Source organism: Aurantibacter sp. (genome assembly GCF_042094015.1).
Taxonomy (GTDB): Bacteria; Bacteroidota; Bacteroidia; order Flavobacteriales; family Flavobacteriaceae; genus Aurantibacter.
On the sequence record NZ_JBELDZ010000013.1, the window covers coordinates 1 to 24056 of the forward strand.

The window sequence follows — 24056 nt, forward strand, 5'->3', positions numbered from 1 at the left end:
CAGAATTAAATAAAGCTGGAAGTAATGGTGTTGTTGTAACAGGATTACAAGATGTAAATGCTCAGATGGTTGTTCTAGAGATTAACGAACAATTAAAGAGTAAAGCTTTCGATACTGAAAACGTAATTAAAACACGTCAAGGTAACGATGCAACAGTTCAATCGTTTATTAACGATATGAAAGCTGGGAAAGTTGGTGCTGTAATTATGAGTGGTGTAAACCCTATGTATACATTGCCAAATGCTTCAGACTTTGCTACTGGAATTAAAAAAGTAAAATTATCGGTTAATTTCACTTCTAAGGAAGATGAAACTGCTGCTATATCACAATATATTGCTGCTGCACCTCATTATTTAGAATCTTGGGGAGATGTAGAGATAAAGAAAGGTCATTTTGCATTAATGCAACCAACTATTCGTCCTTTATTTGATACAAAACAATTTCAAGAATCATTATTAAAGTGGACATCAAATGATGTGACTTTAAACGATTATATTAAAACGACTTGGAAAGAAACTATTTTAAATGGTGCTTCTTTCAATCAAGCGTTACACGATGGTGTTTTTGTTACTAAATCTAATGTTGTAGTTGAGGAAACTGCTACTTTAGAAGAAGAAACTGTAGAAATACCTTCATCTAACGCTGCAAGTGATTTAGCAAGTTCAGCTAGTTCTAAAGGTGTTGAGTTAACGCTTTACACTAAAACTGGAATGGGTGATGGACAACAGGCAAATAATCCTTGGTTACAAGAATTTCCTGATCCTATCTCAAGAGCTTCATGGGATAACTATGTAACTGTTTCTAAAGCTGATGCTGCTGCATGGGCTTTAGTTAATAATCATGATGCAACTGGAGCTTTAAATGGTAGTTATGTTAATTTAAAAGTTGGTAATAAGACTTTAAAAAACGTACCTGTTATTATTCAGCCAGGTCAAGCTAAAGGAACTGTTGGTTTGTCATTAGGTTATGGTAGAACTACTGGTCTTAAAGATGAAATGAAAACTGGAGTTAATGCGTATGAATTATATGCTGATTTTAACACAGTTCAAACTGTAACAGTAGAAAAAGCATCTGGTATGCATGAATTTGCTTGTTTACAGTTGCAAAATACTTTAATGGGTCGTGGTGATATTATAAAAGAAACGACTTTAGAAGTATTTAACACTAAAGATAAGAAGCATTGGAACGCTGTTCCTGTGGTATCTTTAAATCACCAAGAAACTGAAGTAACATCTCCTGAAGTTGATTTATGGGATGAGTTTGATAGAAGTATAGGTCATCATTTTAACCTTTCTATAGACTTAAATGCTTGTACGGGTTGTGGTGCTTGTGTTATTGCTTGTCATGCAGAAAATAATGTGCCAGTAGTTGGTAAAGAGGAAATACGTAGAAGTCGAGATATGCACTGGCTACGTATTGATCGTTACTATTCTTCTGAAGAAACATTTGCTGAAGATGATGCTAAAAAAGATGGATTTACAGGTTTATTTGGAGATGAAGGTTCTTTAGGTGGATTTGGTGAGTTAGAAGATCCATCGGTTAATCCTCAAGTAGCATTTCAACCAGTAATGTGTCAGCATTGTAATCACGCACCTTGTGAAACAGTTTGTCCAGTTGCTGCAACTGCTCATGGGAAGCAAGGTCAGAATCATATGGCTTATAACCGTTGTGTAGGTACAAGATATTGTGCTAACAATTGCCCTTATAAAGTACGTCGTTTTAACTGGTTCTTATATGCTGGTAACGATGAGTTTGATTATCATTTAAACGATGATTTAGGTCGTATGGTTGTTAATCCAGATGTAACAGTTCGTTCTCGTGGTGTTATGGAGAAATGTTCTATGTGTATTCAAAAAACACAAAAAACTATTCTTGATGCTAAACGTGATGGACGTGAAATTAAAGATGGTGAATTCCAAACAGCTTGTTCTGCAGCTTGTAGTAACGGTGCAATGTTATTTGGAGATATCAACGATAAAGATAGTAAGGTTGCCAAATTAACTGAAGATGATCGTATGTATCATTTATTAGAAAGTGTTGGAACAAAACCTAACGTAATGTATCATACGAAAGTAAGAAACATTAAATAAAAGAATAATTAACAAAGTAATAACTTAAAAAAGGATTATGGCGTCTCATTACGAAGCACCTATTAGAACACCTTTAGTTACCGGAGGTAAATCTTACCACGATGTAACATTGGACATTGCAGCACCTGTAGAAGGTAAAGCGAATAAGCAATGGTGGATTGTTTTTTCAATTGCACTTGTAGCTTTCCTTTGGGGAATAGGTTGTATGATTTATACTATATCCACAGGTATTGGTACTTGGGGATTAAATAGAACAGTTAACTGGGCTTGGGATATTACTAACTTCGTTTGGTGGGTTGGTATTGGACATGCAGGTACATTAATTTCTGCAGTACTATTGTTATTCCGTCAAAAATGGCGTATGGCTATTAACCGTTCTGCGGAAGCTATGACAATATTTTCTGTAGTTCAAGCGGGATTATTTCCTGTAATACACATGGGAAGACCTTGGTTGGCTTATTGGGTATTACCTATTCCAAATCAATTTGGTTCTCTATGGGTTAACTTTAACTCTCCATTACTTTGGGATGTATTTGCAATTTCAACGTATTTATCTGTATCATTAGTTTTCTGGTGGACAGGTTTATTACCTGATTTTGCTATGCTAAGAGATAGAGCTGTAAGACCTTTCCAAAAGAAAATTTATAGTTTATTAAGTTTTGGTTGGACAGGTAGAGCAAAAGATTGGCAACGTTTTGAAGAGGTATCTTTAGTATTAGCTGGTTTAGCAACTCCTTTAGTACTTTCTGTACATACAATTGTATCTTTTGATTTTGCAACATCTGTTATTCCAGGTTGGCATACCACAATTTTTCCCCCATACTTTGTTGCTGGAGCGATTTTCTCTGGATTTGCTATGGTAAATACACTTCTTATTATTATGCGTAAAGTATGTAATATGGAAGACTACATTACGGTACAACATATTGAGTTAATGAACATAGTAATTATGTTAACTGGTTCTATTGTTGGTGTAGCTTATATAACAGAGTTATTTGTAGCTTGGTATTCTGGTGTAGAATTCGAGCAGTATGCTTTCTTAAATAGAGCAACTGGACCATACGCTTGGGCATATTGGGCAATGATGTCTTGTAATGTGTTTTCTCCTCAGTTTATGTGGTTTAAAAAATTACGTACAAGTATTATGTTCTCTTTTGCTATTTCAATTGTTGTAAACATTGGAATGTGGTTTGAACGTTTTGTAATTATTGTAACATCATTACATAGAGATTACTTGCCTTCATCTTGGACAATGTTTTCACCAACATTCGTTGATATTGGAATATTTATTGGAACAATAGGTTTCTTTTTTGTGCTATTCTTATTGTACTCTAGGACTTTCCCTGTAATTGCACAGGCAGAAGTTAAAACTATATTAAAGTCTTCTGGAGATAAGTATAAAAACTTAAGAGATTCTGGAGAGAGTTTAGTTGGATCAGGTGCAGATGCAAGAACATCTAACATAACTAATGCTAACAATTCAAACACGATACAATAGTCTATGGAAGCTTCAAAAGTAATTCACGCTATTTATAATGATGATGATATCTTAATGAATGCCGTTAAAAAGGTAAAAGCCGCTAAATATCACATCGAAGAAATATACACACCTTTTCCTGTTCATGGACTAGATAAGGCTATGGGATTAGCTCCCACAAGATTAGCTATTTGTGCATTTATGTATGGATGTGTTGGTTTAGCTGTTGCAACTTTAATGATGAATTTTATTATGATTGAAGATTGGCCTCAAGATATTGGAGGTAAGCCAAGCTTTAGTTATTTAGAAAATATGCCAGCATTTGTACCAATTATGTTTGAACTTACTGTGTTTTTTGCAGCTCATTTAATGGTTATTACTTTTTTCTTAAGAAGTAGAATGTGGCCATTTAAAGATGCTGAAAACCCAGATCCAAGAACAACAGATGATCATTTTTTAATGGAAATACCAGTTTCAGGAGATGCTAAAGCATTAGAAGAGCTTATCGCTACAACTGGAGCAGTTGAAATTAATTTAATTGATAAAGAACATTAATTAGATACAATGAAGAATTTAAAACACATAACAATCGCCTTACTAATTTTAGTGTCATTCGCTTCTTGTAAAAAGAATTCAAGACCTAATTACGAGTTTATGCCAAATATGTATAAATCGGTAGGGTATGAAGCATACCAAGAATCAGATGCTTTTGCAAATGGTGTTGAATCTCAATTGCCAGTAGACGGAACCATACCAAGAGGATATACTCCTTTTGATATTGATAATACAAACGAAGGATACGAATTAGCTAAAACATCTTTAGTTTCTAAACTAGATTCGTTGTCTATTGATACTGCAAGAGGTAAAGAGCTTTATGATATTTACTGCGGGATATGCCATGGCACTAAAGGTAAAGGTCAAGGTAAACTTGTAAAACGTGAAAAAATATTAGGTATTCCTAATTATGCAGATAGAGATATTACTATTGGTTCAATTTATCATACTATTTATTATGGTAAAAATTCAATGGGGTCTTATGCAAACCAACTTAATGAAGAAGAACGTTGGCAAGTTGCTGAATACGTTATGGCGTTAAGGGCAGATTTAAAAAAATAATATTTAGATAAAGTTTATATTATAGATATGTATACATTTTCAAAAAGACTAAAGATATTTGCAGCCTTACTTATTCTGGTAGGGGCAATTCTTACTAGTATTGGTTTTGCAAATTCTCACGAATTTAATACTGTTGAGGAAGTAAAAGAAATGTTAGCTCACGAAGGTGATCATCATGGTGGTGGACACGAAGTAGATTCACATGATACTCACAAAGAAGAAGTAGCTCATCATTCGGATGATTCGCACGGAGAAGAAACTCATGCTGTTTCTCATGAAGATGAACATGCAGAGCACGTAATGCATCAATTACACAATAGACCTTGGTCAGCAATTTATGTTGCAGCTTTTTTCTTTATGATGATTTCATTAGGTGTTTTAGCTTTTTATGCGATTCAATTTGCAGCTCAAGCTGGTTGGTCTCCATTATTATTTAGAGTAATGGAAGCAATTACATACTATTTATTGCCTGGAGCAATTATAGTTTTATTGATTGGATATTTTGGTGGTTCACATATTTTTATATGGATGGATCCAGAAGTAGTAGAGCATGATGAATTAATAAAAGGAAAATCAGGTTGGTTAAATTCTACTGGGTTTTTAATTAGAGGTTTAATTTTTATTGCAGGTTGGTCTTTATATAGATTTTTTGCGCGTAAATTTTCTTTAGCTCAAGATAAAGCTGAAAAAGGAGATATTAGAAATTATAAAAAATCTTTCCGTATTGCAGCAGCATTCTTAGTATTCTTTATTTATACAGAATCTATGATGTCTTGGGATTGGATAATGTCTGTAGATCCTCACTGGTTCTCTACATTATTTGGATGGTATGTATTCGCAAGTATGTTTGTAAGTGGTATAACAGTAATTGCTTTAATTACTATTTACTTAAAATCAAAAGGATTATTACCAATGGTTAACGATAGCCATATACATGATTTAGCTAAGTTTATGTTTGGTATCTCTGTATTCTGGACATATTTATGGTTCTCTCAGTTTATGCTAATCTGGTATTCAAATATTCCAGAAGAAGTAACTTACTTTATTACGCGTATAGAAGACTATAATTTACCATTCTTTGGAATGATTGTTATGAATTTCTTATTCCCATTATTACTATTAATGAATAGTGATTACAAACGTCTATCTTGGTTTGTAATTATGGCAGGAGTTGTTATTTTAGGAGGACATTATATTGATATATTTAATATGATTATGCCTGCAACTGTTGGAGATAGATGGTTTATTGGTTACCCAGAAATTGGTTCTGTATTATTCTTTGCAGGTTTATTTATATTCATTGTATTCTATGCATTATCAAAACAACCTTTAATTGCTAAAGGGAATCCTTTAGTTAAGGAAAGTGAACACTTTCATTATTAATAATAAATAAAGAGAAAGACAACAATGACTGCTTTATTATCAATTTTAGTTTTAGTATTTATACTTGTTGCCATATGGCAAATGGTGAAGATTTATGATTTAACACAAATCGGAAACTCTGAGTCAGGATCTCAGGTAGCAACAGATTCAGATAACAAAATTAACGGTTACTTAATGTTAGGCTTTTTAGTTTTCATTTATGTAATTACAATTATTTGTTTTGTTAAGTTTGGCGATTTACCATTAATGTCTAACTCTGCATCAGAACATGGACCAGGTTTAGATAGGTTAATGATTATTTCTATGATCATTATTTTCTTTGTACAAACCATTACTCAGTTTTTATTACACTACTTCGCTTTTAAGTATAGGGGAGAAAAAGGAAAAAAGGCAGTATTTTTTGCAGACAACAATATGTTAGAAGCGGTTTGGACTATTATACCTGTTATTGTTTTAGCAGGATTAGTAATATCTGGTTTATTTACATGGACTAGTATTATGAATCCAGATAAAGGAAATGATCCTATTGTTGTTGAGCTTTATGCACAACAATTTAACTGGAAAGCAAGATATGCAGGTGAAGATAATACTCTAGGTAAAGCTAACGTAAGATTAATTGATATTGATCGTGCTAATATTTTAGGAATAGATGAATCAGATCCTAATGCAGAAGATGATATCATCACAACAGAACTACATTTACCTGTAGGTAAACCTGTATTATTTAAAATGCGTTCTCAAGATGTATTACATTCGGCATATATGCCACATTTTAGAGCACAGATGAATTGTGTACCAGGAATGATTACTCAATTTAGTTTTACGCCAACAAAGACAACTACAGAAATGCGTGAAACTCCTGAAATGATAGATAAAATAGCTAACATTAATAGGATTAGAGTTGAAAAAAGTAAAGATCTTACTGCTAAAGGAGAAGATGCTTTAGAGCGTTATGAGTTTGATTACTTATTATTATGTAATAAAATTTGTGGAAAATCTCACTATAATATGCAAATGAAAATTATAGTTGAAACACAAGAAGAATATGACGCTTGGTTAAAGACTCAAAAAGTATTTAAAGGGTCTTTAATTGCAGCAAATTAATTAGATAAACAAAAAGAACTATATATAAAAAATTATGGCAGCACACGTAGAAGATACTCACGCTCACGACGACGATCATGGTCATCACCATAAAGAGACTTTTATCACAAAGTACATTTTTTGTCAGGATCACAAAATGATTGCCAAGCAGTACCTTATTACTGGTACCATTATGGGAGTTATTGGTGTAATCATGTCTTTAATGATGCGTATGCAAATTGCATGGCCAGAAGAGCCTAATGTAATTTTTAAAGCATTATTAGGTAAATGGGCGCCAGAAGGAGTTATGGATGCAGATATTTATTTAGCATTGGTAACTATTCACGGTACTATAATGGTTTTCTTTGTACTTACCGCTGGGTTAAGTGGTACGTTTAGTAACTTGTTAATTCCATTACAGATTGGGGCAAGAGATATGGCTTCAGGATTCCTTAATATGGTATCTTACTGGTTGTTCTTTATCTCTTCTGTAATTATGGTGTCTTCTTTCTTTGTTGAAGCTGGACCAGCAGCAGCAGGATGGACAATTTATCCACCTTTAAGTGCATTACCAATGGCACAAGGTGGTTCAGGAATGGGAATGACTTTATGGTTAGTTTCAATGGCTATTTTTATTGCATCTTCTTTATTAGGATCATTAAATTATGTTGTTACAGTAATTAACTTAAGAACTAAAGGTATGTCTATGACGCGTTTACCTTTAACTATTTGGGCATTTTTTGTAACAGCTATTATTGGTGTTGTTTCTTTCCCAGTTTTATTATCAGCTGCATTATTATTAATAATGGATAGAAGTTTTGGAACATCATTCTTCTTATCAGATATATTTATTCAAGGTGAAGTTTTACATTATCAAGGTGGTTCTCCTGTTTTATTTGAGCACTTATTTTGGTTCTTAGGTCACCCAGAAGTATATATTGTATTATTACCAGCATTAGGTATAACTTCAGAAATTATTGCAACAAACTCTCGTAAACCAATTTTTGGTTATAGAGCAATGGTTGCTTCAATTATAGCAATTGCATTTTTATCTACAATTGTTTGGGGTCACCATATGTTTATTTCAGGAATGAACCCTTTCTTAGGATCTGTATTCACATTTACAACATTATTAATTGCTATTCCGTCAGCCGTAAAATCTTTCAATTATATAACCACGTTATGGAAAGGTAATTTGCAAATGAATCCAGCAATGTTATTCTCTATTGGATTAGTATCTACTTTTATTACAGGAGGATTAACAGGAATTATCTTAGGAGATTCTGCTTTAGATATTAATGTACATGACACTTATTTTGTTGTAGCACATTTTCATTTAGTAATGGGTATATCTGCTCTTTATGGTATGTTTGCAGGTATTTACCATTGGTTCCCAAAAATGTTTGGACGTATGTTAAATAAAAAATTAGGATACATTCACTTTTGGGTAACAGCAGTTTGTGCTTATGGTGTGTTTTTTCCAATGCATTTTATTGGAATGGCAGGATTACCAAGACGTTATTATACAAATTCTAATTTCCCATTATTTGATGACTTAGCTAATGTAAATGTTGTTATTACAGTATTTGCTTTAATTGGTGGAGTTTTTCAATTAGTATTCTTATATAATATGTTCTCAAGTATTTTCTTCGGAAAGAAAGCAGTACAAAACCCTTGGAAATCAAATACTTTGGATTGGACTACACCAGTAGAACATATTCATGGTAACTGGCCAGGAGAAATTCCAGAAGTTCATCGTTGGGCTTACGATTATTCTAAGCCAGGTCACGATACAGATTTTGTACCTCAAGATGTACCTATGTACGAAGGAGAAGAAGAGTTACAACACTAATCTTTTCAATCTAAACAATATTAAAAGCCTTTCTAATTTAGAAAGGCTTTTTTAGTATATTTGATAAAGTCATTTTCTATACTTATGAACGGAAACTTAGATCCCACTAACGATAATTTCACACCAGAAGAAGTTGATGTTGAAAAGCAATTAAGACCACTTTCATTTAGTGACTTTGCTGGTCAAGAGCAAGTGTTGGAGAATCTTCAAATATTTGTTCAAGCAGCTAACCAAAGAGACGAAGCGTTAGATCATACTTTATTTCATGGTCCTCCAGGATTAGGAAAAACAACTTTAGCTAATATTTTGGCAAACGAGTTAGAAGTAGGTATAAAAATAACATCTGGACCAGTTTTAGATAAACCTGGAGATTTGGCAGGTTTATTAACTAATCTAGATGAAAGAGATGTGCTTTTTATTGACGAAATCCATAGACTAAGTCCAATTGTAGAAGAATATTTATACTCTGCAATGGAAGACTTTAAAATTGATATAATGATTGAATCTGGACCTAATGCTAGATCTGTTCAAATTAATTTAAATCCATTTACATTAGTTGGAGCAACTACACGTTCAGGATTACTTACAGCTCCAATGCGCGCACGTTTTGGAATTCAAAGTAGATTACAATATTACAATACAGAATTATTAACAACTATTGTACAACGAAGTTCTGATATTTTGGATATGCCAATTACAATGGAAGCTGCTATAGAAATTGCAGGAAGAAGTCGTGGAACACCAAGAATAGCTAATGCATTATTACGACGTGTAAGAGATTTTGCACAGATAAAAGGTAATGGAACAATAGATATTAAAATTGCAAAATTTGCATTAAAAGCATTACATGTAGATGCTTACGGTTTAGATGAAATGGATAATAAAATTCTAAATACCATTATTGATAAATTTAAAGGTGGACCAGTTGGTGTTTCTACTATTGCAACTGCAGTGAGTGAAAGTTCTGAAACTATAGAAGAGGTATATGAGCCATTTCTTATTCAACAGGGTTTTATAATACGTACGCCAAGAGGTAGAGAAGTTACAGAATTAGCTTATAAACACCTAGGAAAAGTAAAAGGACCAATTCAAGGTGGTTTATTTTAAACAGTTATAGAATAATCATTATTTCTTTCTAAAATATAATAACGAGTAGTCGTTAGTGTAAAATGAATAACGCCTCAACATATTCAAAATTAATAAAACAAGAAGCTAAGAGATTGGGTTTTTTGTCTTGTGGAATAAGTAAAGCAGACTTCTTAGAAACGGAAGCCCCAAGATTAGAAAAATGGTTAAAAAATAATAGTCATGGGGAAATGGCTTATATGGAAAATCATTTTGATAAACGATTGGATCCTACAAAATTAGTTCAAGGTTCAAAATCTGTTATTTCATTATTATTAAATTATTATCCAGAAGAAACACAAATAGAAGGTTCTTATAAGATATCAAAATATGCTTATGGTAAGGATTATCATGATGTTATTAAATCAAAACTAAAAGAGCTTCATTATTTTATTGAAACTCAAATTGGCGATGTCTCAGGACGCGCTTTTGTGGATTCTGCTCCAGTTTTAGATAAAGCATGGGCTGCAAAATCTGGTTTAGGATGGATAGGTAAAAACTCAAACTTAATTACTAAAAATGTTGGCTCTTTTTATTTTGTAGCAGAATTAATAATCGATTTAGAATTAGAATATGACAATGTTACAACAGATCATTGTGGCACGTGTACTGCTTGCATAGATGCTTGTCCAACAGACGCTATCACAGATCCATATGTAGTAGATGGAAGTAAGTGTATTTCTTATTTTACGATAGAGTTAAAAGATCAGTTGCCTAATGAAATGAAAGGTAAATTTGATGATTGGATGTTTGGATGCGATATTTGTCAAGATGTTTGTCCTTGGAATAAATTCTCTAAACCGCATTCCGAACCGCTTTTTAATCCAAACCCAGAATTATTGAGTTTAACAAAAAAAGATTGGGAAGAAATAACAGAAGATGTTTTTAAAAAAGTATTTCAAAAATCTGCAGTTAAAAGAACAAAATTCTCTGGGTTAAATAGAAATATAAAATTTCTTAAAAGGTAAAACTTCAGTTAAGGTATAAATAACTTTTTTCTATGTACTAAAATATGAATCCCTTACATTTGTAAGTCAAAATAAAAGAAAAAGGTAATAAACCTTTTAAAAATATAGTGTTATGAGCAAGTCAAGTAGAAGAAGAGAAGCCTTAGTTTATCACGCAAAACCCAATCCAGGAAAAATTAAAGTTGTTCCTACTAAAAAGTACGCAACACAACGAGATTTAGCATTGGCTTATTCTCCAGGAGTTGCAGAGCCCTGTTTAGAAATAGCAAAAGAAGTTAATAACGTTTATAAGTATACCGCAAAAGGAAATTTAGTTGCTGTAATCACTAATGGAACAGCAGTTTTAGGTCTTGGAAATATTGGGCCAGAAGCCTCGAAACCAGTAATGGAAGGTAAAGGTTTACTGTTTAAAATTTTTGCAGATATTGATGTTTTCGATATTGAGATTGGAACAGAAAACATTGAAGAATTTATAGCTACTGTAAAAAACATAGCGCCAACATTTGGAGGAATAAATTTAGAAGATATTAAAGCGCCAGAAGCTTTTGAAATTGAACGTAGGTTAAAAGAAGAATTAGATATTCCGGTAATGCATGACGATCAGCACGGAACAGCAATTATTTCTTCAGCAGCTTTATTAAATGCTTTAGAAATAGCAGAAAAAGAAATATCAAAAGTTAAAGTGGTTGTTTCTGGTGCAGGTTCTGCTGCAATGGCTTGTATTTCACTTTATGAAAAGTTAGGTGTTAAGTCAAGTAATATTATAATGTTTGATGTTAATGGAGTACTTCATAAAGAAAGAACTGATTTAACTGAAAAGCAAATGTATTTTGCAACAAAAAAACAATACAAGAATTTAGCAGAAGCATTGGTTGGTGCAGATGTTTTTTTAGGTTTGTCTGTTGGAAATATTGTAAGCGCTAGGATGTTACAATCTATGGCTAAAAACCCAGTTGTTTTTGCATTAGCAAATCCTACTCCTGAAGTTGATTACGAGATTGCAATTAATGCAAGAGAAGATATCATAATGGCAACAGGTAGAAGTGATAACCCTAATCAAGTAAATAATGTTTTAGGGTTTCCGTTTATTTTTAGAGGAGCTTTAGATGTTAGAGCGACTAAGATAAATGAAGAAATGAAAATGGCTGCAGTAAAAGCTTTAGCACAATTAGCTAAAGAACCTGTGCCAGAACAAGTAAATATTGCTTACGGAGAAACTAGGTTGACTTTTGGGAAGGATTATATTATTCCAAAACCATTTGATCCAAGATTAATTGCAGAATTACCACCAGCAGTTGCAAAAGCAGCTCACGAAAGTGGAGTAGCTAAAGAACCAATTGAAGATTTTGATAAGTATAAAGAAGAGCTGTTAAAACGGTTAGGTTCAGATAACAAGTTAGTTCGTTTGTTATTAAATAGAGCAAGATTAAACCCTAAACGTGTTGTGTACACAGAAGCAGATCAATTAGATGTTTTAAAAGCAGCACAAATATCCTATGAAGAAGGAATAGCAATTCCAATTCTTTTGGGAAGAAGAGATGTTATTGAGCAATTAAAACAAGAAATAGAGTTTGACGCAGATGTTTTGATAATAGATCCAAAATCTGATGAAGAAGCAGAACGTTTAGAACGTTATGCAGAGGTATATTGGAAACAGCGTAAACGCAAAGGAATTAGTTTGTTTTCTGCACAAAAAAGAATGAGAGAACGAAATTACTTTGCAGCAATGATGGTAAATGAAGGCGATGCGGATGCTTTGATTTCAGGATATTCTCAAAGTTATCCAATGGTTGTTAAACCTATGTTGGAAGTTATTGGTATGGCACCAGGAGCTTCCAGAATTGCGACAGCTAATGTTATGATGACAGAACGTGGGCCTTTGTTTTTAAGTGATACATCAATAAATATAGATCCAACCTCTAGAGATTTATCTCGTATTGCTTTAATGACGTCACAAATTGTCAAAATGTTTGGAGTGGAACCTGTAATGGCAATGATTTCCTATTCTAATTTTGGGTCATCTAAACACGAGCAAGCATCTAAAGTAACAGAAGCAGTTGCTTTTATTCATAAAAATTATCCTGATTTGATTGTAGATGGTGAATTACAAACAGATTTCGCTTTAAATAGTGAAATGCTTCAAGATGTGTTTCCGTTTTCAAAATTAGCAGGGAAGAAAGTAAATACATTAGTTTTTCCAAACTTAGATTCAGCCAACATTACTTATAAGTTATTGAAAGAACTAAATAAAGCCGAATCTATTGGTCCAATCATGATGGGGATGAAAAAACCAGTGCATGTTTTGCAGCTAGATGCAAGTGTGGACGAAATAGTAAATATGACTGCAATTGCAGTTGTAGATTCGCAACAAAAAGAAAAATGGAGAAATGAAAAAGAAGTTAAAATGAATCAAATTTAATTATTTGAAATCTGTTTTTAAGACTTCTTCGAATATCAAAAAAAAAATGTAGTTTTATAACTTTTTAAAAGAACAAAAATGATTACGCATTTACAAGGTAAATTAGCTGAAAAAAATCCAACACATGTAGTTTTAGATTGCAATGGTGTTGGCTATTTTGTAAATGTGTCTTTACATACTTTTTCAAATATCCCAGATAAAGAAACAATTAAGTTATATACACACTTGCAAATTAGAGAAGATGCACACATATTGTATGGGTTTTCATCTATTTCCGAAAGAGAAATTTTTAGGTTGTTAATTTCAGTTTCTGGTATTGGTGCAAATACTGCTAGAACTATGTTGTCATCATTGACACCAAAACAAGTAAGAGAAGGTATCGCTTCAGAAGATGTCGCGTTAATCCAATCTATAAAAGGTATTGGAGTTAAAACAGCGCAACGTGTTATTATAGATTTAAAAGATAAAGTTTTAAAAATTTACGATTTAGATGAAGTTTCTGTTAAAGAACGCAATACTAATAAAGATGAAGCGTTATCTGCTTTAGAAGTGTTAGGTTTTAATAAAAAACAAGCAGATAAAATATTAGACAAAATTATAGTGTCTGAACCAGAAGCCACTGTAGAAATGCTAATTAAGTTAGCTTTAAAAAAATTATAATTATTTTGAGGTCAATAAAAGGTCATTTAAATATACGTTTAAAATTAAGGTGTGTCTTAGCTTTAGTATTATTAAGTATTTCTAGTTTATATGCGCAAGAGACTACAGAAATCGAGCAAGATTCTGTAAAAACCACATATAGTTTTAGTGATTTAAGTTTGCCTAATCCACAAAGTATTATTACAAAATACACTTATGACCCAACTACAGATCGTTATATTTATTCTGAAACTTTGGGGGACTTTAATATTAATTATCCAATAATATTAACTCCAAAAGAATTTCAAGCACTTGTAGATAAAGAAAATCAAAAAAGTTATTATAAAGAAAAAATTGAAACTTTTGAAGGTAAAACTGACGAAGCTAAAGAAAAACAAAAAAACTTACTTCCAGAATTTTATGTAAAATCTGGCCTTTTTGAGACCATTTTCGGAGGCGATAAAATTGAGTTTATTCCTCAAGGATCTGTAGAAATCGATTTAGGTATATTATTTACAAAACAAGATAATCCATCATTTTCACCCCAAAACAGGAGTAATTTTACGTTTGATTTTGATCAACGTATAAGCTTAAGTCTATTAGGTAAAGTAGGAACACGTTTACAGGTAAATGCAAATTATGATACGCAGTCTACTTTCGATTTTCAAAATTTAATTAAGTTAGAATATAACCCAACACTTGGAGGAGGAGAAGACTCTATACTCCAAAAATTAGAAGTTGGTAATGTAAGCATGCCTCTAAACACCTCTTTAATAACAGGAGCGCAAAGTTTATTTGGGGTAAAAGCAGAGTTGCAATTTGGAAAAACAAGAGTTACTGGAGTATTCTCTGAGCAACGATCAGATTCGAGATCAGTAACAGCTCAAGGTGGAGGAACTGTGGATGAATTTGAGTTTTTTGCAAGAGATTACGATGAAAATAGACACTTTTTCTTAGCGCAATACTTTAGAGATAATTACGATGAAGCGTTAGGGAACTATCCATTTATTAATTCAAATGTTCAAATTACAAGAGCAGAAGTTTGGGTTACTAATAGAGCTAATCAAGTAGAAAACGTTAGAAATCTTGTGGCATTACAAGATTTAGGAGAAACAGACAAAACAGAGAACATTAATGTAATCCCTAACAACGGACCTGGAGCATATCCAAACAATGCAAACAACCAATTAAATCCAGAAAATATTGGAGGAGCCGGTTCTCAACTTAATAATAATATAAGAGAGATTGCTACCGCAGACAATGGATTTAATTACACAGCTAACGAAGGTACAGATTATTCAAAACTAGAGAATGCAAGACAATTAACACTAAATCAAGATTATATTTTAGATACTCAGTTAGGTTATATATCTTTAAATCAACGTTTAAATAATGATGAAATTTTAGCTGTTGCATTTCAGTATACAGTTGGAGGAACAGTTTATCAAGTAGGAGAATTTGCTAATGATGGAGTTACGGCTACTGATGTCGAGACTAATACAGATGGAGAAGTAACAAACGTAACTAATAATGCATTAGTCGTTAAAATGCTAAAAAGTAGTATTACAAATGCAGATCAACGTGTTTGGGATTTAATGATGAAAAACATATACGATACTGGTGCTTATCAATTATCACAAGAAGATTTTAGACTAAATATTTTTTACAACGAAGCTTCACCATTAAATTATATAAAGCCAGTTTCAGGAACTACATTTCCACTTTTCGATATAAATAATACACCAGGAAATACGTCAGATGATGTTGTTATAGAAGAGTTAACCCTTCTAAAATTATTTAATTTTGACAGATTAAATTTTAATAATGATCCTCAAGACAATGGAGATGGTTTTTTTGATTTTGTTCCAGGTGTAACCGTTATAACCCAAAATGGTAAAATTGTGTTTACAAAAGCAGAACCATTTGGGCGTTATTTATTTGATATTTTAGATGACGATGGCGAATTTAATAATGAATCCGATTATAATAACGCAGTTTTTAATGCCAATCAATCTAAGTATGTTTATGATATTCTATACTCAAGTACAAAAACCGAAGCGTTAGACCAAGCAGAGAAAAATAAGTTTTTGTTAAAGGGTAAATATAAAGCTGAAGCAGGCGATGGAATACCTATAGGAGGATTTAATATACCACAAGGTTCTGTAAAAGTAACAGCCGGCGGACGTGTTTTGGTCGAAGGAGTAGATTATACCGTAAACTATCAGTTAGGTCGTGTAAATATTATTGATCCAGCTTTAAAAGCATCTAATACACCAATAGAAATATCAACAGAAAATAGTTCGATTTTTGGTCAACAAACAAAACGATTTACAGGACTTAATATAGAGCATCAATTTAATAAAGATTTTTTATTAGGAGCTACATATGTAAACCTAAACGAAAGACCAATAACTCAAAAGGCAAATTATAATACAGAGCCAATAAATAATACAATTATTGGTTTTAATGGAAACTACTCAACAGAAGTCCCGTTTTTCACACGTTTAGCTAATAAATTACCTAATGTAGATACAGATGCACCGTCTAATCTATCAGTAAGAGGAGAATTTGCATATTTATTGCCAGGAGCACCAAAAGGAACAGATTTTCAAGGAGAAATAACTTCTTATATAGATGATTTTGAAGGTTCTCAATCAGGAATAGACTTAAAGTCTCCTTTATCTTGGAATTTGTCAAGTAGACCTTTAAACCTAAATGGAACGACAGCATTTGATGATAGCGGTATTGAAAATGGATACGGTAGAGCTTTATTAAATTGGTATTCTATTGACCAAATTTTTTATTCAGGAAATAGGCCAAGTGGTATTTCTGATGAAGATGTTTCTGGATTTTATACAAGTCGTGCTTTTTTAAATGAAATAACAACACAGCAAGTTGCACAAGGACAAACAGCTGTTGTTAATACTTTAGATTTAACATATTACCCTGAAAAACGTGGTCCTTATAATTTTGAACCAGGAGCAGAAGACGGTATTTTAGATAATCCAAATAATAGTTGGGCTGGAATTACAAGACAAATAACATCATCTGATTTTGAACAATCAAATGTAGAATATATTGAGTTTTGGTTACAAGATCCTTTTCAAGAAGGAAACACTAATGCAGGAGGAGAGTTGTTAATCCATTTAGGGAATATTTCAGAAGATGTTTTAAAAGATGGACGTAAATTGTTTGAAAATGGTTTACCAGATGATGGTAATGTTTCCCTATTACCGCAAACTGATTTTGGAACTGTAGTGCCGCAAAATCAATCTTTAATTTATGCGTTTGACTCAACAGGTGAACAAAGAATAAATCAAGATGTTGGTTTTGATGGTTATGATGATAAAGAAGAACAAGTAGTTTTTCCATCAGGCTTTCCAGCTGAAGATCCATCTGCAGATAATTACACATATTTTTTAAATACAGAAGGAAATGTATTAGAACGTTACCAGAATTACAATGGTGTAGATGGAAATTCACCAGATACATTTAGTGATACTAATAGAGGTTCTACAGCAGAACCAGATGTTGAAGATGTGAATAGAGATAATACAATGAATACTATTGATAGTTATTTCGAGTATAAATTAGATATTACTCCAGCAACTTTAGATTCAGATTTACCTACCTATAACCAATTTATAGTAAGTGAAAAAACAACGCAAAGATCTACTCCAAATGGAACAAGTCTTAATGTTGATTGGTATCAATTTAGAATACCAATTGAAGGAACACATGTGCAATCTATTAACGGTATCTCAGACTTAAGATCTATTCGATTTGCTAGATTGGCATTGACAAATTTCACAGAACAAACTACAATGCGTTTTGGTACATTTGATTTAGTAAGAAGTGATTGGAGAAGATTTGATTTGTCATTACAAGATGGAGATTTAGACAATACAGATGATGGAACAGATTTTAGTATTGGAGTTGTAAGTAATCAAATTAATAGTGGAGATTATATATCGCCACCAGGAGTAGTGCCAGAGCAATTAAATAATAATAATACTATTATAGATCAAGATGAGCAAGCTTTAGTTGTTAATGTTTGTGGATTAGAACCAGAAGATTCAAGAGGTGTTTTTAAGAATTTAGATGTAGATATGCGCCAATATAAGAAGGTGCGTATGTTTATGCATGCCAATTCTGTTGAAGGATCTACGCCTTTAAATGATGGTGAAATGGTTGGTTTTATTCGTTTAGGAAATGACTTAACAGAAAATTATTACCAAATAGAATTACCTTTAGAAGTAAGCCAAGGTGTTACTTCTGCAGAAGGTTATTGGCCATTGCAAAATGAGATAAACTTAACATTAAGTGTCTTAGAACAAATTAAAGCATTAAGTATAGGTAATACGAGTTTGAACGCAACATTTTATGATGTTATTGATGGAGTTCCAGTTCCAATAACAGGTACAGAGTTTCAGAATTATGTGTTAGGTCAGCATCGTGTAGCTATTAAAGGTAATCCTAACTTTGGAGCTGTTAGAAATTTAATGGTTGGTGTTAAAAATGGAACTACAGGAGATATTTGTGGAGAAGCTTGGTTTAACGAATTGCGTTTGGCTGATATGGATAATAAAGGTGGTTGGGCTGCTATTTTAAGTATGGATACTAATTTTGCCGATTTTGCAAATGTAAGCGCTTCAGGTAGGATGAGTACAGCTGGTTTTGGAGCTATAGACCAAGGGCCAAACGAACGTAGTCGAGAAGATATTAAGCAGTATGATGTAGTTACAAATATTAATTTAGGTCAATTATTACCAAAAAAATGGGGAATACAAGTGCCTTTTAATTATGGACAAGGTGTAGAGTTAATTACACCAGAATACGATCAACAATATAAAGATATTCCATTACAAACACGTATTGATAATGCTGAAACAGTTGAAGAAGCTGATCAGATTAGAGAACAATCTGAGGATTTCACTAAAAGGCAAAGTGTTAATTTTATTGGTGTTAAAAAGAATAGAACAGGAGATGCTAAGCCTCGTTTTTATGATGTTGAAAATTTGACTTTTAATTATTCATATAATAAAGAAATTCATAGGGATTTTGAGATTGAAAATTCAGAGGATAAACAATTAAGAACTGGTGTCAATTATGCATATAATTTTCAACCTATGTCTATAGAACCTTTCAAGAAGAAAGATTCATTGTTTACAGGGAAATATTGGAGACTTCTTAAGGAGTTTAATTTTAATCCTGTACCTACTAGTATTTCAGTAAATACAGATTTTAATAGACAATTCAATCGTCAAAAATTTAGAGACTTAGAGCTAGGAGCCGGAAATATTCAATTAGAAGAATTATTTAGAAGAAATTATACTTTTGATTATCAATATAATATAAATTGGAACTTAACACAAGCACTAAGTTTAAACTTTACTTCATCAAATAATAATATAGTTAGAAATTATTTTAAAGAAGGCTTAATAAGTGGAGAACAAGACCCATCGCTAGGGGTTTGGGATGGTTTGTTAGATATTGGAGATCCAAATTTTAAATCTCAAACCTTAGGGATTAATTACGAAATTCCAATTCATAAAATTCCAACTTTTAGCTTTTTAAAGTCAACTTACAGCTACCAAGGAACATTTCAGTGGCAAAAGGGGTCAGACTTATTTGGTGATATTACAGCTTCTGATGGACAGAGTTACGATCTAGGAAATTCAATTTCTAACGGAAGCACTCACAATCTTAATTCTTCTTTAGATATGAGTAAGTTGTATAAATATCTAGGAATTAAAAAGTCTAAAGTTACAAAGAACAATAGCGTAGCAACACCAAAAGCAATGGCAATTCCTAGCCCTGAATCAAATGCGAAGCAGCCTATAGCTAAAGTAAAGAAAAAAGGATCTAAACTAGGTAATTTTGGAATAGGTTTACTGACAAGTATAAAAAGAATACAAGTAAATTATTCTCAAAATAATGGTACATACTTACCAGGATATTTAAATACACCAGGGTTTTTAGGAACTTTAAAACCAACATTAGGTTATACTTTTGGAGGACAAAGTGATGTAAGGAATTTAGCAGCAAGAAATGGATGGTTAACTCAGTTTCCAGAATTTAACCAACAATACTCTGTTAATCAAACTAGACAATTAGATGTCTCAGCAAGCTTAGAACCTTTTAACGATTTCAAAATAGACATTATTGGTAGTAGAATTTATGCTAAGAACTTCTCTGAAAATTATATTGTTAAAGACTTAGAGAATGATGGTTCTTTAGAATATCAATCTTTAACACCAAATATATCAGGAAACTATTCTATTTCAGTATTTACATTACCAACTGCATTTGGGAAAAGTGATGAAATAAGCTCTCAGGCATTTAATGATTTTAGGTCTAATCGATTGATAATTGCTAACCGTTTAGCTTTAGAAAGAGGAATAGATATTTCTGATCCTAATAATTTAGATACAGAAGGTTATCCTAAAGGTTTTGGTAAAAATAGTCAAGCAGTATTGCTGCCGGCCTTTACAAGCGCATATTCAGGTCAGAATGCTGAAAAAACAAAGTTAAAAGCTTTTAAAGATGTGCCATTGCCAAATTGGGATATTAAATATTCTGGGTTAATGAAGTTGAAATGGTTTAAAAAACACTTTAAAAGATTTTCTCTAACACATGGATATAGATCGACTTACACAATTAGTCAGTTTAGAAATAACTTAAATTATGATGGTGTAGATTACACCTTAGATTATGATTCTCAACCAGCTGAAGATTTAGATCAGTCTGGTAATTTTACAAATGAAACTCTTTTTGGAAATGTTACTATAGCCGAACTTTTTACACCTTTAGTTAGAGTAGATTTTGAAATGAAAAATTCTATTAAAATTTTAGCAGAGTTAAAAAAGGATAGGTTGTTATCTTTAAGTTTTGATAATAATTTGCTGACTGAAATTACTGGTAATGAGTACACTTTAGGACTAGGTTATAGGATTAAAGATGTAACAATACGATCAAAAATGGCAGGATCAAAAAAGAAAATTGTAAGTGATTTAAATCTAAAAGCAGATGTTTCTGTTAGAAATAATAAAACAATAGTTCGTTATCTAGATTTTGATAATAATCAAATCACAAATGGTCAAACTATATGGGGAGCAAGGTTTAATGCCGATTATTCTTTTAGTAAAAACTTAACAGGGATTTTTTATTTTGATTATACATTTTCAGAATATGCTATATCAACAGCATTTCCTCAAACAACAATTAGATCTGGAATTACAATTAGATATAATTTTGGAAATTAAATCACCAATCTTATAATATTACAAATCGATTAAATACATTTGTAATATTATTTAAATAAAAAAAGATGAATATACCAGCAGAATTAAAATACACTAAAGATCACGAGTGGATTAAAATAGAAGAAGATGTCTTAACTGTAGGAATTACAGATTTTGCGCAAAGCGAATTAGGAGATATTGTATATGTTGAAGTTGAAACTGTTGATGAAACTTTGGAAATAGAAGAGGTTTTTGGAACAGTAGAAGCTGTTAAAACAGTATCTGATTTGTTTTTACCTGTGTCTGGAGAAATTATAGAATTTAATGAATCTCTAGAAGATGAGCCAGAAAAAGTTAACACAGATCCTTATGGAGATGGTTGGATGGTTAAAGTTAAGTTTTCAGATGCATCTCAATTAGATCAACTTTTATCAGCAGATGATTATAAAGCACTTATTGGCGCATAAAAGCAAAATAGTATTTGTTAGTATAGTTTATTCAGCTATACTAACTTTTTTTTCTTTAAAAGAACAACCAATATCTATAAAATTACCAAGCCAAACTGATAAGTTACTTCACGTTTTGGCTTATTTTGTTTTCAGTCTATTCTGGTATTTATCATATAAATTCTTCTTTAATTTTAATAAGAAAAAGAGTTCTATAAATACTTTTATTCTATCTGTAGTATTTGGAATTATTATAGAGGTTTTACAGGAGCAATTAACAAATAATAGACAAGCAGATGTTTTTGATGTTGTAGCAAATACTTTTGGTACAATTTTAGCAGTGTTTATGTTAAATTTAATATTTAAAGATCGATAAATGTTTCATTAACCTTGTTTTTTTGACAAAATAATGGTTATTTTAGCATTCGGTTAAAAACATTTATAATTATGGAACCTAAAAAAAATCCAAATGCAAACATAGGACGTAATAGTTCTTTATACTTAGCGGTAGGTTTAGCATTAATGTTAGCACTATCTTATTTTAGTATTAACTATAAAACTTTTGATAAAGAAGCTGTAGACATTGGACTACTTGATCTTGGAGATTTAGATGACGAGGAAATTCCAATTACTGAAATATTAAATACACCGCCACCGCCACCGCCACCGCCAGCAGCTCCAGAAGTTATTGAGGTAGTAGAAGATGAAGAAGAGGTTGAGGAAACTGTAATTGAATCAACAGAGACAACTCAAGACGAAGTGATTGCTGAAGTTGAAGATGTTGAAGTTGAGGAAGTAGAAGAAGATATTTCTGTTCCTTTTGCAATTATTGAAAATGTACCAGTTTTTCCAGGTTGCGAAAGAGAAAAAAACAATGATGCACGTAGAAAGTGTATGTCTGATAAAATACAAAAATTTGTTTCAAAAAAATTCAACACAGATATTGCAGCTGATAATAGTTTAGAAGGTGTAATGAAAATCTCTATTGGTTTTGTTGTTGATAAAACAGGTAATGTTATTAATGTTAGAGCTAGAGCACCACATCCAGCTTTAGAGAAAGAAGCACAAAGAGTTGTTGCGCTTTTACCAAAAATGCAACCAGGAAAACAAAGAGGTAAAGCAGTTAAAGTACCTTTTGGATTTCCTATTAGATTTCAAGTTGAGTAATAAAAGCTTTAGTATAAAATATAAAATCCCGTTACAATGTGTAACGGGATTTTTTTTGGTATGCTTCTTGATATTTCTTCATCACATTAACCTTTTAAACATTAAAAAATTATGAGATCTAGCAAATACCAATTAATGTTTAATTCCTAAGCCAAACGCTTAATTGTAAATTGCTCTTTTAATTTTTAGTGTTTAAGATAAAACTATAAACACATGAAAAATCAAAAAAATGATCAAAACAGTCAATCAACTGTTTCAGAGAAATCAGGTAAGCATGATGCTAATTTACAACAAAACTCAACATTGTACTTTCAAATAGGTTTAATTGTATGCTTATTAGGAGCTTATATTGCTTTAGAGCATAATTTTGAGCAGTACAATATACCAACTGTAGCACTAATACAAGATTGTGATGATGATGATGACACAATGTATGTGCCAACTAAGTTTACTGTTATTAAAGACGTGGCTATGAATGAGCCTAAAAAAGCTAATCCAACAGTTTTAATAGATCCTGAAATTATTGAAAATGACGATCAAGATAAACCTGAAACAGATAATATTGTTGATGTGCTTGTTAAGGTTGTTAATAAAGGAACAAAAGTAAAGTCATTAGACCCAAACGATTTAGATATTCCACCTGTAGAGCAACCTGTTGTTATTCCTGTTGCTTTTGTTGAAAATGTACCAGTATATCCTGGATGTGAAAAAGCAAGTAATAATAAGCAACGCGTTAAATGTATGTCGGATAAATTAACGAAATTAGTTCAAAGAAAGTTTGATACAGATATTGCAGCTGATGAAGGTTTAGAAGGACGACAAAAAATATATGTTCAATTTAAAATAAAGAAGAACGGGGAAATCCAATTAGTTAACTCAAGAGCACCGCATATTGCATTAGAAAATGAGGCAGCAAGAATTACATCAAAAATCCCTAAAATGAAACCAGGAAGTCAAAACGGCAAACCTGTAGCTGTTTTGTATACTTTGCCAATTATATTTGATGTACAATAATTAATTTAAATTGCTTAGGAATATTCAAGCTGT

Annotated in this window: 16 protein-coding genes; all 16 read left to right on the top strand. The window is 32.0% G+C overall.

Annotation, left to right across the window (positions count from 1 at the left end):
* The coding region (locus tag ACFDSN_RS03345) for a 4Fe-4S dicluster domain-containing protein (protein WP_375238411.1) at positions 1-2090 on the top strand (2090 nt) is incomplete at its 5' end.
* A 37-nt stretch (positions 2091-2127) separates the two neighbouring features.
* Positions 2128-3588, top strand: coding sequence for an NrfD/PsrC family molybdoenzyme membrane anchor subunit (gene nrfD / locus ACFDSN_RS03350; protein WP_375238412.1), 1461 nt, complete (start codon positions 2128-2130; stop codon positions 3586-3588).
* Between the two features lie 3 nt (positions 3589-3591).
* Positions 3592-4122: a DUF3341 domain-containing protein gene (locus tag ACFDSN_RS03355; protein ID WP_375238413.1), complete on the top strand. Its 531-nt coding sequence runs from the start codon at positions 3592-3594 to the stop codon at positions 4120-4122.
* Between the two features lie 9 nt (positions 4123-4131).
* Positions 4132-4683: a c-type cytochrome gene (locus tag ACFDSN_RS03360; protein ID WP_375238414.1), complete on the top strand. Its 552-nt coding sequence runs from the start codon at positions 4132-4134 to the stop codon at positions 4681-4683.
* Positions 4684-4710: 27 nt separating this feature from the next.
* Positions 4711-6066, top strand: a complete 1356-nt coding sequence (locus tag ACFDSN_RS03365) for a quinol:cytochrome C oxidoreductase (protein WP_375238415.1) — start codon at positions 4711-4713, stop codon at positions 6064-6066.
* A gap of 24 nt (positions 6067-6090) precedes the next feature.
* Complete coding sequence (locus ACFDSN_RS03370) at positions 6091-7170, top strand: cytochrome c oxidase subunit II (protein ID WP_375238416.1); 1080 nt, start codon at positions 6091-6093, stop codon at positions 7168-7170.
* 34 nt (positions 7171-7204) lie between these two features.
* A complete protein-coding gene (locus tag ACFDSN_RS03375) occupies positions 7205-9001 on the top strand; it encodes a cbb3-type cytochrome c oxidase subunit I (protein ID WP_375238417.1) in 1797 nt (598 codons plus the stop codon).
* A gap of 84 nt (positions 9002-9085) precedes the next feature.
* Complete coding sequence (gene ruvB, locus ACFDSN_RS03380) at positions 9086-10108, top strand: Holliday junction branch migration DNA helicase RuvB (RefSeq protein ID WP_375238418.1); 1023 nt, start codon at positions 9086-9088, stop codon at positions 10106-10108.
* Positions 10109-10170: 62 nt separating this feature from the next.
* Positions 10171-11094: a tRNA epoxyqueuosine(34) reductase QueG gene (gene queG, locus ACFDSN_RS03385; protein ID WP_375238419.1), complete on the top strand. Its 924-nt coding sequence runs from the start codon at positions 10171-10173 to the stop codon at positions 11092-11094.
* A gap of 112 nt (positions 11095-11206) precedes the next feature.
* Positions 11207-13513 carry an NADP-dependent malic enzyme gene (locus ACFDSN_RS03390; RefSeq protein ID WP_375238420.1) on the top strand — a complete coding sequence of 769 codons (2307 nt, stop codon included), beginning with the start codon at positions 11207-11209 and terminating at the stop codon, positions 13511-13513.
* 78 nt (positions 13514-13591) lie between these two features.
* On the top strand, positions 13592-14173 hold the full coding sequence (gene ruvA, locus ACFDSN_RS03395; protein WP_375238421.1) for a Holliday junction branch migration protein RuvA: 582 nt from the start codon (positions 13592-13594) through the stop codon (positions 14171-14173).
* 5 nt (positions 14174-14178) lie between these two features.
* A complete protein-coding gene (gene sprA / locus ACFDSN_RS03400; RefSeq protein ID WP_375238422.1) occupies positions 14179-21417 on the top strand; it encodes a cell surface protein SprA in 7239 nt (2412 codons plus the stop codon).
* 65 nt (positions 21418-21482) lie between these two features.
* Entirely contained in the window at positions 21483-21863 is a 381-nt protein-coding gene (gcvH, locus tag ACFDSN_RS03405) for a glycine cleavage system protein GcvH (RefSeq protein ID WP_375238423.1), read from the top strand.
* Positions 21835-22218, top strand: a complete 384-nt coding sequence (locus tag ACFDSN_RS03410) for a VanZ family protein (protein ID WP_375238424.1) — start codon at positions 21835-21837, stop codon at positions 22216-22218. The genes gcvH and ACFDSN_RS03410 overlap by 29 nt, the downstream gene beginning before the upstream one ends.
* 71 nt (positions 22219-22289) lie before the next feature.
* Positions 22290-23009 carry an energy transducer TonB gene (locus ACFDSN_RS03415; RefSeq protein WP_375238425.1) on the top strand — a complete coding sequence of 240 codons (720 nt, stop codon included), beginning with the start codon at positions 22290-22292 and terminating at the stop codon, positions 23007-23009.
* Positions 23010-23222: 213 nt separating this feature from the next.
* The gene (locus tag ACFDSN_RS03420; RefSeq protein WP_375238426.1) at positions 23223-24023 is read left to right on the top strand and encodes an energy transducer TonB; all 801 of its coding nucleotides are present in this window, start codon (positions 23223-23225) and stop codon (positions 24021-24023) included.
* The last annotated feature ends 33 nt before the right edge of the window (positions 24024-24056 follow it).